Source organism: Micromonospora sp. NPDC048169, assembly GCF_040652815.1.
Classification (GTDB): domain Bacteria; phylum Actinomycetota; class Actinomycetes; order Mycobacteriales; family Micromonosporaceae; genus Micromonospora.
Genome location: NZ_JBEZMS010000002.1, coordinates 93085 through 108070, shown reverse-complemented (window position 1 = coordinate 108070; position 14986 = coordinate 93085). Strand labels below are relative to the sequence as shown.

The window sequence follows — 14986 nt, the reverse complement described above, 5'->3', positions numbered from 1 at the left end:
ACACGCGGCGTGAGCTGCCCGACAAGCCCGACGTACCGGTGTGAAATGAACATCGTGACCAGCAGACCAGCGGCGCCCGAGCCGTCCGCCGCCGCCCCCCGGCGTGCGGCACGGCCCGCGCCGCCCGGCGGACCCGTCGCCCCGCAGCCACGGCTCGACCCGGCGGACCCGCCGGTGGAGGTGGAGCCGACCACCGGAGCGCCGGTGGACGCGGTGCCGAACCGCGTGCCGGTACGCCAGCCGCGCTGGCAGCGCGCGTCCGCGCCGTCCGGCGGCTGGGCGCCGATCGAGGAGGTGCACTGGGACGGCACGCCGCTGCGCGACGAGCCGCGCCCGCATCCCGCCCGGCACCCGGCGCGACGGGAGCGCGCCCGCCCGGTCGCGCCGCCGAGCCCGCCCGCCGGGCTGGCCGTACTGCTGACGCTGAGCCTGCTCGCCGCGTTCTTCGCCTGGGTGAGCGCCGGGCCGTTCTGGCTGGCGGTGGGTCACTCGACAGGCGGCACCGTGATGATCACGCAGTGCGCGGGCGGCGGGCTCACCCAGCGCTGCCGGGGCATCTTCTCCGCCGACGGCGACCGGTTCCAGGCCCATGGGGTACGGGTCAGCGGCGTACCGGCCGGACGCACCGGCACCGGCAGTTCGCTGCGCGCGCGGATGACCGGGCCGGGCGGGTCCACCGCCTATGCGGACACCGGCGCCGGACGGCACCTGCGCTGGCTGCTGGGGCTGGCCCTGGTGGCCGGCTGCGCCGCCGGCATCGCCAGGTGGACCGGGGCAGCCCGGCTCGCCGACGAACGGCAGCGGCGCTGGGCGGTCGGCCTGGCGCTGGCCGGGCCGGCGTTGATCACGGTCGGGTTCCTGGCCGCCGCCTGGTGAGATGAGGTGTTAGAAGGGGGCCCTTCCTCTACCGCAGGCGTTAACAGGGGGCCCTTCCTTTCACTGGTGCACGACCGCGTACACCTCGCGCCGCCGCAGCCCGTACGCGGTGGCGACCTCGGTGATCGCGTCCCGGCGGGACAGCCCGCCCGCCTCGCGTTCGGCCACCGCCGCGCGCAGCGTCTCGTCGTCCGGCCGGACCGCCGGCGTGGCCGGGGCGCCCGCCACGACGAGCGTGATCTCGCCGCGCGGGTCGCCCTCGGCGGCCCACTCGGCCAGCTCGCCGAGCGGCCGGCGGACCACCTCCTCGTACGTCTTGGTCAGCTCGCGGCACAGCGCGGCGGGCCGGTCCGGGCCGAACGCCTCGGCCAGGTCGGCGAGCGCGCCGGAGATGCGGTGCGGCGCCTCGAAGAACACGAGCGTGCGGTCCTCGGCGGCGAGCGCGCGCAGCCGGGAACGGCGGGCGCCGGGGGTACGCGGCAGGAAGCCCTCGAAGCAGAACCTGTCGCAGGGCAGCCCGGAGAGCGCCAGCGCGGTGGTGACGGCGCTCGGTCCGGGCGCGGCGGTGACCGGCACGCCGGCGTCCAGCGCGGCCCGGACCAGGCGGTAGCCGGGATCGGAGACGCTCGGCATGCCGCCGTCGGTGACCAGCGCGACCGTGTAGCCGGCGGCGAGCACCTCGGCCAGCTCGGGCGTACGCCGCTCCTCGTTGCCCTCGAAGTACGAGACGATCCGGCCGGGCACCGTCACGTCCAGGTCGCGGGCCAGCCGGGTGAGCCGCCGGGTGTCCTCGGCGGCGACCACGTCGGCGGCGGCCAGCACCTCGCGGAACCGGGCGGACGCGTCGGCCGGGTTGCCGAGCGGCGCGCCGAGCAACACGAGCCGTCCTACCTCGGACATTTCCCCCACGACGTGCGCTCCCTCATCGATGGTCGTACCAATTTCGGAGACGATGGACGCCACCGGGCACCCTCGCAGCCTACGATCGCCGGGTGACGAGTGCGTCGACAGCACAGAGCGCGAACCCGGACCCTTCCACCACCGACCGGGACGACGGCGCCGGGGGCGGGATCCCCGCCGCCGTGCGGCGCCGGCTCGCCACCGTCGACGACCGCATCGGCCGGGGTCAGGCGTGGCTGGCGACAGGCGTGGTGGTGGCCATCGCGGCGATCCTGCGCTTCGTGGGGCTCAGTTTCCCGCCCGGCAAGATCTTCGACGAGACCTACTACGCCAAGGACGCGTACGGGCTGATCGACCGCGGCTTCGAGTGGAACTACAAGGACAACGGCCCCTCGTACGTGGTTCATCCGCCGCTGGGCAAGTGGATGATCGGCATCGGCGAGTGGGCCTTCGGCTACCAGGACGCCGACAGTGGCGTCTCGGTGCCGGGCCACCTGATCACCACCTCGCCGGAGTTCGGCTGGCGCTTCGGCGCGGCGGTGGCCGGCACGCTGTCGGTGCTGCTGCTGGTCCGCATCGGGCGGCGGGTGTTCCGCTCCACGGTGCTCGGCTGCGCGGCCGGCCTGCTGCTCGCCCTCGACGGCTACCACCTGGTGCTGTCCCGCACGGCCATCCTCGACATCTTCCTGCTGCTGTTCGTGCTCGCCGCGTTCGGCGCGCTGGTGCTCGACCGGGACGCCCGGCGGCGGCGCTGGGCCCGGGCGCTGGAGGCCGGGCTCGACCCGACACAGCCGGGCCGGGCCGGACGGCCGTCGTCGGGCTGGCGGGACTGGCCGTGGTGGCGGCTGGCGGCCGGTGTGCTGCTCGGCTGCGCCTGCTCGGTGAAGTGGAGCGCGGTCTACTTCGTCCCGGCGTTCGCGTTGCTGGTGCTGCTCTGGGAGGTCGGTGTCCGCCGCTCGTCCGGGGTACGCCGGCCGTGGCGCGACGCCGTGCTCGACGAACTGCCGTGGCTGCTCGCCGCCGGCGTGCTGATGCTGGTGACCTACGTGGCGACCTGGTCGGGCTGGCTGCTCGGCCAGGACGGCTACTACCGCCTGGCGGAGCGCTACCCGAACAACCCGGAGCTGAGCGACACCCCCTTCGTCGGCGCGCTGATCAACCTGTGGGAATACCACAAGGCCGCGTACGGCTTCCACACCCAGCTCGACGACCCGCACAAGTACCAGTCCTGGCCCTGGCAGTGGCTGCTGCTCGGCCGACCGGTGGCGTTCCACTGGTCCGGGGACGGCAGTTGCGGCGCACCGAGCTGCGCCTCGGAGGTGCTGCTGCTGGGCACGCCGTTGCTGTGGTGGTCGTTCCTGCCGGCGCTGGCCGCGACCGCCTGGCTCGGCCTGGCCCGGCGGGACTGGCGTGCGGGCGCGATCCTGCTCAGCGTCGCCGCCGGCCTGCTGCCCTGGTTCTGGTTCGCCCTCGACGGGCGGACGATGTTCTCCTTCTACGCCGCCCCGGCGGTGCCGTTCCTGGTGCTCGCCGTGGTCTACGTGCTCGGCGCGATCGCCACCCCGGCGCCGGTCACCGGCACGGCCGCGCCACCGGATCCGCAGCAGGCGCACGACCGGCGGCTGGTGGGCGGGATCATCGCGGGCGCGTACGTGTTGCTCGTGGCGCTCTGTTTCGCCTACTTCTACCCGATCTTCGTGGGCCGGGTGCTGCCGTACGCGGACTGGTCGGCCCGGATGTGGCTGGACGGCCGCTGGATCTGACGCGGGGCGGCGGGCGCACAGAAAAGCGCGCCCCGATCGCCTGCCACGGGGGAAGCGGGCGATTGGGGCGCGCAAGACAGAGCTTAGCCACACTCCGGCGACGGCACAACGGGTGCGGGGCGGTCAGATTTCCGACGAGTGCACCACCGGCCGAAAGGGTTACATGGTGCAGCTGACGGTGGGTCCCCGCGAGCGGGCGTGACGGTCCGCCGGGGGCCGGGAAGCGGCCCCGCCGGGCACCTCCGACCCGAATGATCTTCCAAAGTGGATCTCACTACACTTCGCCCGGTGATCAACAAGAGACGATCGACGGCTGTCCTCATCGGACTGCTGGCGGCGGCCGCGCTGATCGGGCCGAGCCCCGCCGGGGCCGACGACGAGACCACCGAACCCGTCGCCGAACCACCGAAGGTCGAGCTGGTCCTGGACGTCAGCGGGTCGATGCGGGCCCGCGACATCGACGGACGCAGCCGGATCTCCGTCGCGCAGCAGGCGTTCAACGAGGTGGTCGACGCCCTGCCGGACGAGACACAGCTCGGCATCCGGGTGCTCGGCGCCACCTACCGCGGCAAGGACAAGAAGCAGGGCTGCCTGGACACCCAGCAGATCGTGCCGGTCGGCCCGGTGGACCGTACCCAGGCCAAGGCAGCGGTCGCCGGCTTGCGTCCGACCGGTTTCACACCAGTCGGACTGGCGCTGCGCTCCGCCGCGCAGGACCTGGGCACCGGCAGCACCGCCCGCCGGATCGTGCTGATCACCGACGGCGAGGACACCTGCGCCCCGCCGGACCCGTGCGAGGTGGCCCGCGAACTGGCCGCCCAGGGCACCCGGCTGGTGGTCGACACGCTCGGCCTGGCGCCGGACGAGAAGGTACGCAAGCAGTTGCTCTGCATCGCCGGCGCGACCGGGGGCACCTACACGGCCGCGCAGAGCGCCGACGAGCTGACCGGCCGGATCAAGCAGCTCGTCGACCGGGCCCGGGACACGTACACCGCCGCCCCGGCGGTGGTGGGTGGCGGCACGGCCTGCGAGGGTGCCCCGCTGCTCGCGCCCGGCGTCTACAGCGACCGGGAGGCGTTCTCCGAGCACCGCTGGTACCGGGTGCCGGTGCGTCAGGGGCAGGAGCTGCGCGCCTCGGTGAGCGTCGCGCTGGACCGGCCGGTCAACCCGGACTACGGCGTGCTGCTCCGCGCCACCGCGCCGGACGGGCGGGAACTCGTCAGGGGTGTCGACGCCGGCAGCGGCCGTACCGACGTGGTCTCCGCCGGGCTGCGCTGGTCGGCCGCCGAGGAGGAGGACGGCCCGAGCGCCGAACCGACGCCCGGCGCGGAGCAGGCCGTACGGACCGTCTGCCTGGTGGTCAGCAACTCGTTCGCGGCCAAGCCCGGCACCCAGGCCCGGCCCGGCATGCCGGTGGAGCTGACCATCGACGTGGTGGCCGCCTCCCCCGCGCCGGACGGGCCGGACCTCGGCCGCGGCTGGGTGCTGCTGCTCCTGCTCACGCTGGCCGGACTGCTCACCGGGCTGGTCGCCGGGCTGCTCACCCGCTGGTGGGTGCACACGTGGAGGACGAACTGAGTATGCGTACGCTGATCCGCGCCGCGGCGGCCACGACCGCCGCCGGCCTCGCCCTCACCCCGGCGGCGGCCCTGGCCGCGCCCAGCCCGTCACCGGGCGCGACCACTGTGACGAAGGCCGGCACCTCGTTCCTCACCGCCACGACCGTCACCGCCGGCCAGCCGGTGCGGGTGGGCGCGTCGACCGGCGACCACCTGTACTGGTCGTTCCGCGCCGACGCCGGGCAGGTGCACGAGATCACCGCCACCGTCACGTTCCCGAAGCCGCGTAGCGGCGGTTCCACCTGGACCGTGGACGTCTTCGACGGGCTGCGCCGCCGGCAGGCGTGCACCGCGGGCGCGCAGACCCCCACCGCCGGCGCGTCGGCGACGAGTGTCGCGCTGGGCTGCACGCTGCGCCGGGTACGGCCGTGGGCCGAACCCTGGTCGGGCGACCCGCTGCCCGGCACCTACTACGTCCGGCTCTCCGTCACCGAGCTGCCCGAACCCGACCTCGGTCTGCCGATCGAGGTGGAGATGCTCGTCGGCGCGACCGACGAGGGCGGCGCGTCGGGCGACGACGGCGAGCTGGCCGCGCCGCTGGTGCCGAACACCAGGGCCGGCACGGTGCTGGCCGCCGAACCGACGCCCGAGGCGGTGGCCGACGACGAGGACCTCGACCTGACCGGCTGGCTCCCGGACGCGGGATCGCGCTGGGTGTGGACGAGCGTGGGCGGCGTCCTCGCCGCCGTGGCCGGCGTGGTCGGCTTCGGCCTCACCCGGCGGCCCCGCCGCCCGTGAGGACCGCGACCCCTCAGGACCGCGACCCCTGAGACCGCGGCCGGTGGCCGCCGCGAACCCGACGCGGCGGCCACCGGCCGCGCTCACGCCTCAGCGGTACGCGGGCCGCGCGGCACCCAGCCGATGAACCGGTGCTGGAGCGCGGTGACCGGAACGGAGCGCAGATCCTGCGTCGCCGCGGCCAGGCAGGATCCGAGATAGACGCTCAGCGACGCCCGGTCCACCTGGTACTCGCGCAGCAGGTGGTGACGTTTCGTGGCGCAGGGCCAGTCGTCACCGCACGAGCCGCAGGTCCAGCCGGGGGTCACCGGCACGTGCTCGCCGTCGGCACTCCCCGAAGTCTCCGCGCCAGGCGTCATCGGCCGCTCCTTCCGAGTCAGGAATGGTGGTGATGGACCGCTTACCTCCCCGCAACGTTCCTTCAGCGCCGAGGCACGCCCAAGCGTTACGGTACGTTCACCGCGTGTCCCCGTCATCCACCTCCCGTGCGTGATCTGCTTCCGGCCGAGGTCGCCGTGGCGGTGGCCGGCCCCGCCGACTGGTCCGGTGACCTGCTCCCGGCCGAACTTGCCACGCTGGGCGAGCGTGTGGTGCCGGGCCGCCGCCGCGACTTCACCGCCGGGCGGGTCTGCGCCCGGCGGGCGCTCGCCGCGCTCGGCCTGACCGCCACGCCGGTGCCCGCCGGCGCCGACCGGGCCCCGGTCTGGCCGTCCGGCGTCGTCGGCGCGATCACCCACACCCGCGACTACTGCGCGGCCGCCGTCGCCCGGGCCGCCGACGTGCGCGCCGTCGGCATCGACGCGGAACGGCACCGGCCCCTGCCCCCGGGGGTACGCCGGAAGGTGTGCCGCCCCGACGAGGAGGTGGAGCTGGCCCGGCTGCCGGCCGGCACGCCCTGGCCGACGGTGGTCTTCAGCGCGAAGGAGACCGTCTACAAGGTCTGGCACCCGCTCGTCGGGACGTGGCTGGGCTTCGCCGACGCACGGGTCGTCCTCGATCCGGCGACCGGCACGTTCCACGCCGAGATCGCGCCGGCCCGGCTCGCCGCCGCACCGGTGCCCGATCCGCCGTCAGCGGTGACCGGCCGGTTCACCGTGGACGACGACCTGGTCCGTACCGCGGCCGTCCTGCCACATCGATGACGCCCTGTCGGCCGGTTTGCGTCCGGCCTATACCGTCGACCCGACTGGACACCCCGAAGGCGCCCCAAGGAGCACGGTGAGCCACCCTGAGCCTCCGTCCGGGTCACCGGACCCGAACCAGCAGCCGCCGGAACCGCCGACGCAGGCGTTCCCTCCCGCCCCGATGCCGCCGGCGCCGGCGCCGGACAGCCCGTACGCGCCGCCGCCCGCTCCGGCCTATCCCCCGCCGCCCTCGGACGCGCCGCAGCCGCCCATGTCGGGTCCCCCGCAGCCGCCCGTCTCCGGGGCGCCCCATCCGCCGCAGCCGGGTCCGGGCGCGCAGTACCCGCCCGCGCCCGCCCCCGGCGAGGCGTACCCACCGGCACCGCCGACATCGGGCGCGCCCTACCCGCCGCCGGGCGGGGCGTACCAGCCGCCGGGGTTCGAGTACCAGCCCTCGGGCGGCGAGTACCAGGCTCCGGGTGGGGCGTACCAGCAGCCGGGCGGGTATCCGCCCCCGGGCGGTTACCCGCCGCCGGGCGGCGGGGCGTATCCGCCCGGGCAGCCGTTCGGGCCGCCGGCGAAGAAGTCGAACAGGAACGTCTGGATCACGGTCGGCGTCATCGCGGTGATCCTCGTGCTGCTGTGCTGCGGCGGCGGCCTCTTCGCCATCTACAGTGGGGCGAAGAACGACCGGGAGGCCGCCGCCCCGCCGCCCACGCCAGACATCACCTACGGACAGCCGACGGCAAGCCCTCCGACCGGTGGCACCCCGACGGACGCTCCCACCGGCACGCCGCAACCGGGCACCACCGGCGGCGTCGCGTCCAACATGCCGGCCGGCGCCAGGCTGACCGTCAACGACGCCGAGGGCAGCATCGCGATCACCGTCGGCAACTTCCGGACCCGGGACGCCGCGTGCAGCGAGGTCATGCCCGGCCCGAAGAACGGCATGTTCCTGATCGCCGACGTGACCGCCGAGATCACCAAGGGCACCGGCTCGATCAACCCGTTCTACTTCACCTGGGTCGCCGCGGACGGCACCGAGGAGAACGGCGTCGCCGGCGCCTTCTCCGGCTGCGGCAAGCTGATGCCCGCGGGCGTCAACCTGCCCGCGGGTTCCAAGCGCAGCGGGCAGCTCATCTTCGACGTGAAGGACCGCGACGGCGTCGTCGAGTACAAGCACCGCTTCCGTACCGCCGGGTCCTGGAAGCCCTGACCCGGGGCGGAACCCCCCACGAGGGCCGGTCCACAGCGGACCGGCCCTCGTGCCCGTTCGGGCGGCGACAGTAGCCGTTCGGGCATTTCCATGTGCGCATGACGGCTCGCGGTCGCCAGGCTCGGTGCATGGCGAACGAGACGACGATCCCGCTGTTGCCCTGCCGCTCCCTGGACGACGTGGCGCCCTTCTACCAGGCCCTCGGCTTCGAGGTGACGTACCGGCAGGAGCGCCCGAACCCGTACCTGACACTGCGCCGGGAGGATCTCCACCTGCACTTCTTCGGGATGGTCGGGTTCGATCCGGCCGACTCGTACGGTTCCTGCCTGGTGGTGGTGGACGACCTGGTCGCCATCCACGGCGCCTTCGCCGACGGCCTGCGCGCCGCGTACGGCAAGATGCTCGTCGCAGGCGTACCCCGGATGACCCGGCCCCGGCCCCGCCGCAACCAGGAGGGGCATTCCGGGTTCAGCATCGTCGACCCGGGCGGCAACTGGATCCGGTTCGTCGGCCGGGCCACCCAGGCGGAGACCGGCGATCGGGGCGGGCTCGCCCGCACGCTGGGCAACGCCGTGGTGCAGGGCGACTCGCGCGGGAACCCCGGGCAGGCCGCGCGGATCCTCGACGGCGCGCTCGCCCGCCCGGACGCCGCCGACGACCCGGCCGTCCACGTGGAGGCGCTTGTCTACCGCGCCGAGCTGGCGCTGCAACTCGGGGAGCCGGAGGCCGCCCGGGAACTGGTAGGGAAGGCCCGGTCGGTCCCGCTGGACGACGAGTCGCGTGCCCGGCTGGCCGGCACGCTGCGGCACGCCGAGGACCTGCTCACGGCCCTGCCGCACGGGTAGCCGCCGGGCCGGGTCGACGACCGGCGAGCCGGGCGGTGTCGGGGGTGGTTCCTATCCTGGGGCGATGGTTCTCACCGATGCCGCCGGCTCCTGGGCCGGCACCAACGGCTTCCGGCTGATGCCCGCCGACCCGCTCGCCGAGTCGCCGGCCACCGTCTCCGTCGCGACCGCCGCCGGTGGTCACCTGACCACTGTGGCGTACTCGTGGGCCCACCCCGACGACGGGCCGCAGGACGGCCTGCTGGTGATCGCGGCCGGCGACCGGCCGGGCGCGCTCGTCGCCTGGTGGGGCGACTCCTGGCACCAGCAGCCGTCCCCGATGACGCTCACCGGCACGGCGGCCGGGGCGCCTGCTGTCGAGTTGACCGCCGGGTACGCCGACGGCTGGGAGTGGCGAATCGTCCTCGACTCCGCCGACCCGGCCACGCTGCGGCTGCGGATGGAGAACGTGGTCCCCGCCGACCAGGCCGGGCCCGGCACACCGGCCGGGCCCTACCCGGTGATGGTCACCGAGGCACGCCGGGCCTGAGCCCGGTCAGGCGTCGAGGATCTCCCGCAGCCGGCGTGCGAACGCCTCCGGCTGCCCGGCGTGGCCCATCCCCTCGCCGAGGAACCCGCCGTGGTGGCTCGGGAAGACGGCGGGCTGCCCGCCGAGCAGCTCGGCGGTGGCCACCGACGTCCGCGCGGTGATCGTCTCCGCCGACTCCTCGCCCACCGCGATCACCACCCGGGTCGGCGCGGCGCGCAGCCCGTCGGCGTCCGGCCGGAAGACGGTGACCGCCGCGGACCGGTCGGACAGCAGCGGGTCGTCCCGGCTGCCGTCGTCCTCGGCCGGCATCCCGAACGCGGCGGGGTCCGGCGCGGGCTGGGCGAAGTAGTCGTCTGTGAACTCGCCCCGCCACGACGTCATGACGATGAACGCCGCCATGCCGGCGCCCCAGCCGTTCCTCCGGTACGCCTCCTGGCAGGCGGCCATGGCCCGTCCGGCCGCCTCGGCGTCCGGGAGCAGGGCGACCAGCGGCGGCTCGTGCGCCACGAGCGTGGCCACCACGTTCGGGTACGCGGCCACCAGGGCGAGCGCCGTCACCGCGCCGCCGCTGCTGGCGAACATGTCGACCGGGCCCGCGCCGAGGGCGTCGACGATGTCGCGGACGTCCCGGGCCTGCACCTCGGGCAGCGAGTCGGTCCGGCCGTCCTTGCGGACGCTGCGGCCGAGCCCGCGCGGGTCGTACGTGATGACCGTGCGGTCCGGGAAGTACGACGCGAGCGTGGTGAAGCCGTCGGCGCACATCGGCTGGCCGATCATGAAAAGGGGACGGTGCCCGGCCTCGGCCGCGGTCGGAGCGTGGACGTCGTAGACCAGGTCGACCTCGGGCGTCTGGAGAGTGAGCGTCTTCATGCCTCTGTCGACCGGCGCCGGCCCCGGAAATCATCGGTCCGGCGGATACGCGTTGCCGGCGCGGCTCGCGGCGGTGTCGACGCCCACCGCCGCGAGCCGTGCCGTCGCGGTCAGCTCACCGTGCCGGTGACGGTGCTGCCGGACTTGGTGACGTAGTAGGTCAGCTTCGTGCCGCTCCAGAAGTGGAAGGTCAGCGTGACCCGCCGGCCGTCGTTCACCTCGGCGAAGAACTCCGGCTTCAGCACGATCGTGTTGCCTGTGTAGTCCGGCGCGAACGTGACATCGAACTCCTTGTACGAGGTCCAGTTCTGCGGCCCGGCGTTGCTGCCGTCGGCGTACTTGGCCTCCATGGTGGCCAGCTGGTCGCCGCGGAACTGTGCCGGGAGCGTGAACGCGGCTGTCGTGCCGGTCGCGTTCGACAGCACCGGCGGGTCGTACGTGATGATGCTGATCCGCCACGGCACGCCCGCGGAGAACCGGGCCTGGAGGTTGGCGTTCACCCCGTACGCGCGGGAGCCGACCAGCCGGGTCAGCGCCGACGCGGTGAGCGTCAGGGTGGTGCCGGAGACCGTGTAGTCGGCGCCGTTGACGAGATCGGTGGTGCCCTGGCGCAGCCCCTGGAACGTGGTGCCGTTCAGGTTGAGCGTCAGGCTCTTGGCGGTGATCGAGCCGGTACGCGGCACGTACACCTGGTCGCTGGACGCGGTGCCGGAGCGGGTGGTCCAGCTCGACTTGATCTGGGCGAACAGCTCGGGGTCCTTCCACACGAAGGACGTCCGGTCGAAGTGCTGGCCGTTGTCCCAGAGCTGGGTGGTCAGCTTGCGGCTGCGCGCGTAGTGGCCGAGGAACTCGAAGAACTTCAGCTTCTCGCCCTGCTCGATGGTGCCGGTGTGCCGGTCGAAGCCGAGCAGCCCGTACTCACCGATGATCACCGGGATGTTGCGGCTGACGAAGGCGTTGTAGACGCGGTCGAACTGGTCGGTCAGGTCCTGCTGGACGGTGGCGTCGAACCGGGTGCCACCGGCGATGTTCACGCTGAACGGCCAGTACCCGTAGAAGTGCACGGTGGCGATCAGGTTCGGGTCGTTGAGCGTGTTGAACGTGCTGACCAGCTCGTCCACCCGGGCCTGCTCGGCCGAGGTGTGCAGGGTCGGCAGGACGAGCAGCCGGGTGGCGTTGCCGCCGCCGGACTGGCGCACGATGCGGTGGAACGAGGTGTTCAGCTCGTTCAGCAGCGTGGCGTTCTGCGCGTCGCCGGAGCTGCCGGTGAACTGCGGCTCGTTGACGCTCTCGAAGGTCAGCTTCGGCGAGGAGTCCTTGAACGCGGCGGCGATCTGCGTCCAGAGCGCGTTGTAGCGGTTCAGCACGTTCGTGCGGTCGGTGGGCATCGTGTTGATCCACTGCCACGAGTCGTGGTGGATGTTCAGCACCACGTAGAAGCCGTCGGCGAGCGCCCAGCCGACCACCTCGCGTACCCGGCTCAGCCAGGCCGCGTCGATCGTGTAGTTCGGCGCGGCGCCGTGGTGGTTGCTCCAGGTCACCGGGATGCGGATGCTGTTGAAGCCCTGCGCCCGGACGTTGTCGAGCAGCGCCTCGGTGACCCGCGGGTTGCCCCAGGCGGTCTCGTCCGCGCCGACCGCGTCGAAGGAGTTGCCGAGGTTCCAGCCGGGCTGCATGGCGGCGACAGCGGCCATGGCGTTGCCGGCCGGCGGCGGGGTCGTGGGCGGTGGCGTGGTGGGCGGCGGGGTGGTCGGGGGCGGCGTGGTCGGCGGTGGCGTGGTGGTCGGCGGCGGGGTGGTCCCGCCGACGCCGCCGGTGCATGCCACACCGTTGAGCGAGAACGCGGTGGGCGCGGTGTTCGCGCCGGACCAGGAGCCGTTGAAGCCGAACGAGACGGTGCCGTTCGTGGCGATGGAGCCGTTGTAGCCGACGTTCGTGGCGGTGACGTCGGCGCCGGAGGAGGTGACGGTGGCGCTCCACGCCTGGGTGACCCGCTGGCCGGACGGGAACGTCCAGCGCAGGTTCCAGCCGTTTATCGGGTCACCGAGGTTTGTCACGTCGACGTTCGCGGTGAAGCCGCCGGGCCACTGGCTCGCGGTCGTGTAGGTGACGCGGCAGCCGGCCGCCGCCTGGGCGTTCGTCGCCATCACGGCGGTGCCGGTCACCAGCGTGGCGGCGGTCGCCGCGACGAGGCCGACCCGCAATCGGGCGGTACGGGGAGAGCGGAACATGGTGGTTCCTTCGCGGTGGGGTGGGCGCGTGGACGGAGCGGGCGGGGCGCGACCCCGCCCAGCGCGAGAGTAAGTTTGGATTCCAAACATTGTCAATCGGCAGACGTGAATACAGTCGGCTCGCGGCGCGTCAGGCGGACGGCGGCGTCTCGACGGTGAGGTGCGCCGACAGCCCGTGCAGGAAGTCCGGCGCGTCGAAGATCCGGCCGGCCGAGGCGACGCCGGTCGCCCGGGTCCGCCCGGTCAGGATCCGGTGGACCGCCTCGACCGCCAGCGGCGCGCTGATCGCGTAGATGTCCCGCCCGTGGGCCACCACCCGCCGCCGGACGTCGCCCGCACGCACCACCACGTCGACGGTGAACGTCTGCGCCGACCGGCCGCGCTCGTCCACCGCCGCCGGGGCATCCCCGGCAGCCAGGTCCAGTGCCGCGTTCACGGTCATGTACGTGCAGACCTCCGGAATGTCCAGGTGACTCGGCACCGTCACCACGTCGGCCATGGTGAACTCGCCGAGCACCGGCCGCACACCGAGCGGCGCCGGGAACTCCCAGTCCAGGCGGGGCAGGTCGCCGTCGGCGTACACCAGGCGCCCGTCGGCGAAACGGACCCGCCGGCCGTCGCGGCGCTCGCGCGAGACGACGCCGGAGGCGACGGTCCCGGCCGTCGGGTGCCAGCTGCTCAGCGCGTACGCGACGTGCGCCTCGTCGGCCGCCGCCCAGTCCCCCATCGCGGTGGTGACCAGCAGGTCACCGAGCCCGCCGAAGAACGCCATCGCGGGCACCACAGCGACTCCGGCGGCCCCGGCGCGCTCGGCGTGGTGCGCGAACGTGTCCCGGTTCGCCTCGATCTCGGCCGCCACGTCGACGTAGGGGATCCCGGCCCGCAGCGCGGCCTCGATCAACGGGCCGGCGGTCGAGGCGAACGGCCCGGCGCAGTTGACCACCGCCGCCGCCCCGGCCAGCGCCCGGTCCAGCGAGGCCGGGTCGTCCACCGACGCCACCCGGTGCTCCGCCTCCGGGAACGTTGCCGACAGCCTCCCGGCGTCGCGTCCCACCGGCAGCGGCTCGCAGCCCCGCCGTCGCAGCTCCGCCATCACGAACCGCCCGGTGTGCCCGTACGCCCCGAAAACCGCCACCCGCATGACGTTCCCCCTCGAAGATCGACTGGGATGATCCTCGCCGGGTTCGGAGGGCCGGGCCAGTGTCGTAAACGCCAATGCCCGTACAGTTTCGGACATGGCCCTGATCGCGCTCGCCGCCACCGACGGGATGCTGCACTTCGAGCTGGCGGCGGCCTGCGAGATCTTCGTGCGCGACCCGACCGGCCTGGCCGACCCCTGGTACGACCTGGTGGTCTGCGGTCCCGGCCCGGTCAGCGTCGGCCGGTTCGCGGTCACGCCCGACCACGGGCTGGACCACCTCACCCGCGCCCACACGGTGATCGTCCCGGCGATCGAGGACACCGACGCCGAGCCGCCGTCCGACCTGGTCGACGCCGTCCGCGCCGCGCACGAGGCGGGCGCCCGGATGGTCTCGCTCTGCACCGGCGCGTTCGTGCTCGCCGCCGCCGGCATCCTCGACGGGCTGCGCGCCACCACCCACTGGGCGCACACCGAAGCGCTCGCCGCCCGCTACCCGCGCGTCCAGGTCGACCCGGACGTGCTCTACGTGGACAACGGCAATGTGCTCGCCTCCGCCGGTAAGGCCGCCGCCATCGACCTGTGCCTGCACCTCATCCGCCGCGACCACGGCTCGGCGGTCGCCAACGCCGTCGCCCGCCGCCTGGTGGTGCCGCCGCACCGCGCGGGCGGCCAGGCCCAGTACGTCACGAACCCGGTCCCGGCCCGCGCGGACCACCCGATCGCCACGCTGCTGCCCTGGGCGATGGCGCGGCTGGACCGCCCGCTGACAGTCGCCGCACTCGCCCGCCAGGCCGGCATGAGCACCCGGAACCTGGTCCGCCACTTCACCGCCGCGACCGGCGCCACGCCGTCGCAGTGGCTGGCCACGCAGCGCATCCGGCGGGCACAGGAGCTGCTGGAGAACACCGACGGCGGCATCGACGCCGTCGCCGAGGCATCAGGCATGGGTACGGCGACGACGCTGCGCCGCCACTTCCAGCGCACCGTCGGCGTGCCGCCGGACACCTACCGCCGGACGTTCCGTCGCGGCTGACCGGGCTGCCCAGGTCCGGCTGCTGTCGAAGCTCGCCGGGCGGTCCGAACGAGTTGGGCGCCTACCCCTTCTTCGGGCCCTGGCGTTCCGGCGCGGAGGCT

Annotated in this window: 14 protein-coding genes; 9 read left to right on the top strand and 5 right to left on the bottom strand. The window is 73.9% G+C overall.

Annotation, left to right across the window (positions count from 1 at the left end):
- Positions 1 to 45: 45 nt before the first annotated feature.
- A complete protein-coding gene (locus AB0D28_RS02460; protein WP_357381387.1) occupies positions 46 to 876 on the top strand; it encodes a hypothetical protein in 831 nt (276 codons plus the stop codon).
- Positions 877 to 936: 60 nt separating this feature from the next.
- On the opposite strand, the gene rsmI is transcribed toward AB0D28_RS02460, so the two are convergent.
- Positions 937 to 1785 (bottom strand): 16S rRNA (cytidine(1402)-2'-O)-methyltransferase, encoded by an 849-nt coding sequence (gene rsmI / locus AB0D28_RS02455; RefSeq protein WP_357381385.1) that lies wholly within the window; start codon positions 1783 to 1785, stop codon positions 937 to 939.
- An 83-nt stretch (positions 1786 to 1868) separates the two neighbouring features.
- Here rsmI and AB0D28_RS02450 point away from each other — a divergent pair, with 83 nt between their 5' ends.
- The 3 genes from AB0D28_RS02450 (at position 1869) to AB0D28_RS02440 (ending at position 5896) form a co-directional block, all read left to right on the top strand.
- A complete protein-coding gene (locus tag AB0D28_RS02450) occupies positions 1869 to 3539 on the top strand; it encodes a phospholipid carrier-dependent glycosyltransferase (RefSeq protein WP_357381383.1) in 1671 nt (556 codons plus the stop codon).
- 288 nt (positions 3540 to 3827) lie between these two features.
- Entirely contained in the window at positions 3828 to 5117 is a 1290-nt protein-coding gene (locus AB0D28_RS02445) for a VWA domain-containing protein (protein WP_357381381.1), read from the top strand.
- A gap of 2 nt (positions 5118 to 5119) precedes the next feature.
- On the top strand, positions 5120 to 5896 hold the full coding sequence (locus AB0D28_RS02440; protein ID WP_357381790.1) for a peptidase: 777 nt from the start codon (positions 5120 to 5122) through the stop codon (positions 5894 to 5896).
- Between the two features lie 83 nt (positions 5897 to 5979).
- On the opposite strand, the gene AB0D28_RS02435 is transcribed toward AB0D28_RS02440, so the two are convergent.
- The gene (locus tag AB0D28_RS02435; RefSeq protein WP_357381379.1) at positions 5980 to 6255 is read right to left on the bottom strand and encodes a hypothetical protein; all 276 of its coding nucleotides are present in this window, start codon (positions 6253 to 6255) and stop codon (positions 5980 to 5982) included.
- A gap of 126 nt (positions 6256 to 6381) precedes the next feature.
- On the opposite strand from AB0D28_RS02435, the gene AB0D28_RS02430 reads away from it, so the two are divergent.
- The 4 genes from AB0D28_RS02430 to AB0D28_RS02415 all read left to right on the top strand — a co-directional run bounded on the left by AB0D28_RS02430 (position 6382) and on the right by AB0D28_RS02415 (position 9610).
- Positions 6382 to 7038 (top strand): 4'-phosphopantetheinyl transferase superfamily protein, encoded by a 657-nt coding sequence (locus tag AB0D28_RS02430; RefSeq protein ID WP_357381377.1) that lies wholly within the window; start codon positions 6382 to 6384, stop codon positions 7036 to 7038.
- A gap of 76 nt (positions 7039 to 7114) precedes the next feature.
- On the top strand, positions 7115 to 8236 hold the full coding sequence (locus AB0D28_RS02425) for a hypothetical protein (protein ID WP_357381375.1): 1122 nt from the start codon (positions 7115 to 7117) through the stop codon (positions 8234 to 8236).
- Between the two features lie 128 nt (positions 8237 to 8364).
- The gene (locus tag AB0D28_RS02420) at positions 8365 to 9081 is read left to right on the top strand and encodes a VOC family protein (protein WP_357381373.1); all 717 of its coding nucleotides are present in this window, start codon (positions 8365 to 8367) and stop codon (positions 9079 to 9081) included.
- 64 nt (positions 9082 to 9145) lie between these two features.
- Complete coding sequence (locus AB0D28_RS02415) at positions 9146 to 9610, top strand: hypothetical protein (RefSeq protein WP_357381371.1); 465 nt, start codon at positions 9146 to 9148, stop codon at positions 9608 to 9610.
- A 6-nt stretch (positions 9611 to 9616) separates the two neighbouring features.
- On the opposite strand, the gene AB0D28_RS02410 is transcribed toward AB0D28_RS02415, so the two are convergent.
- From AB0D28_RS02410 to AB0D28_RS02400, 3 genes are all read right to left on the bottom strand, one after another.
- The gene (locus AB0D28_RS02410; protein ID WP_357381369.1) at positions 9617 to 10480 is read right to left on the bottom strand and encodes an alpha/beta hydrolase; all 864 of its coding nucleotides are present in this window, start codon (positions 10478 to 10480) and stop codon (positions 9617 to 9619) included.
- A gap of 110 nt (positions 10481 to 10590) precedes the next feature.
- On the bottom strand, positions 10591 to 12711 hold the full coding sequence (locus tag AB0D28_RS02405) for a cellulase family glycosylhydrolase (protein ID WP_357381367.1): 2121 nt from the start codon (positions 12709 to 12711) through the stop codon (positions 10591 to 10593).
- Positions 12712 to 12841: 130 nt separating this feature from the next.
- Positions 12842 to 13852: a saccharopine dehydrogenase NADP-binding domain-containing protein gene (locus tag AB0D28_RS02400; protein WP_357381365.1), complete on the bottom strand. Its 1011-nt coding sequence runs from the start codon at positions 13850 to 13852 to the stop codon at positions 12842 to 12844.
- Positions 13853 to 13946: 94 nt separating this feature from the next.
- Between AB0D28_RS02400 and AB0D28_RS02395 the strand changes: the two genes are divergently transcribed.
- A complete protein-coding gene (locus AB0D28_RS02395; protein ID WP_357381363.1) occupies positions 13947 to 14885 on the top strand; it encodes a helix-turn-helix domain-containing protein in 939 nt (312 codons plus the stop codon).
- Positions 14886 to 14986 lie beyond the last annotated feature (101 nt).

Bases quoted from the DNA above. Each gene is read 5' to 3' on its own strand.
- AB0D28_RS02435 (WP_357381379.1), bottom strand. From the start codon at position 6,255: ATGACGCCTGGCGCGGAGACTTCGGGGAGTGCCGACGGCGAGCACGTG.
- AB0D28_RS02440 (WP_357381790.1), top strand. From the start codon at position 5,120: ATGCGTACGCTGATCCGCGCCGCGGCGGCCACGACCGCCGCCGGCCTC.
- AB0D28_RS02395 (WP_357381363.1), top strand. From the start codon at position 13,947: ATGGCCCTGATCGCGCTCGCCGCCACCGACGGGATGCTGCACTTCGAG.
- AB0D28_RS02420 (WP_357381373.1), top strand. From the start codon at position 8,365: ATGGCGAACGAGACGACGATCCCGCTGTTGCCCTGCCGCTCCCTGGAC.
- AB0D28_RS02410 (WP_357381369.1), bottom strand. From the start codon at position 10,480: ATGAAGACGCTCACTCTCCAGACGCCCGAGGTCGACCTGGTCTACGAC.
- AB0D28_RS02405 (WP_357381367.1), bottom strand. From the start codon at position 12,711: ATGTTCCGCTCTCCCCGTACCGCCCGATTGCGGGTCGGCCTCGTCGCG.
- AB0D28_RS02415 (WP_357381371.1), top strand. From the start codon at position 9,146: ATGGTTCTCACCGATGCCGCCGGCTCCTGGGCCGGCACCAACGGCTTC.
- AB0D28_RS02400 (WP_357381365.1), bottom strand. From the start codon at position 13,852: ATGCGGGTGGCGGTTTTCGGGGCGTACGGGCACACCGGGCGGTTCGTG.
- AB0D28_RS02460 (WP_357381387.1), top strand. From the start codon at position 46: ATGAACATCGTGACCAGCAGACCAGCGGCGCCCGAGCCGTCCGCCGCC.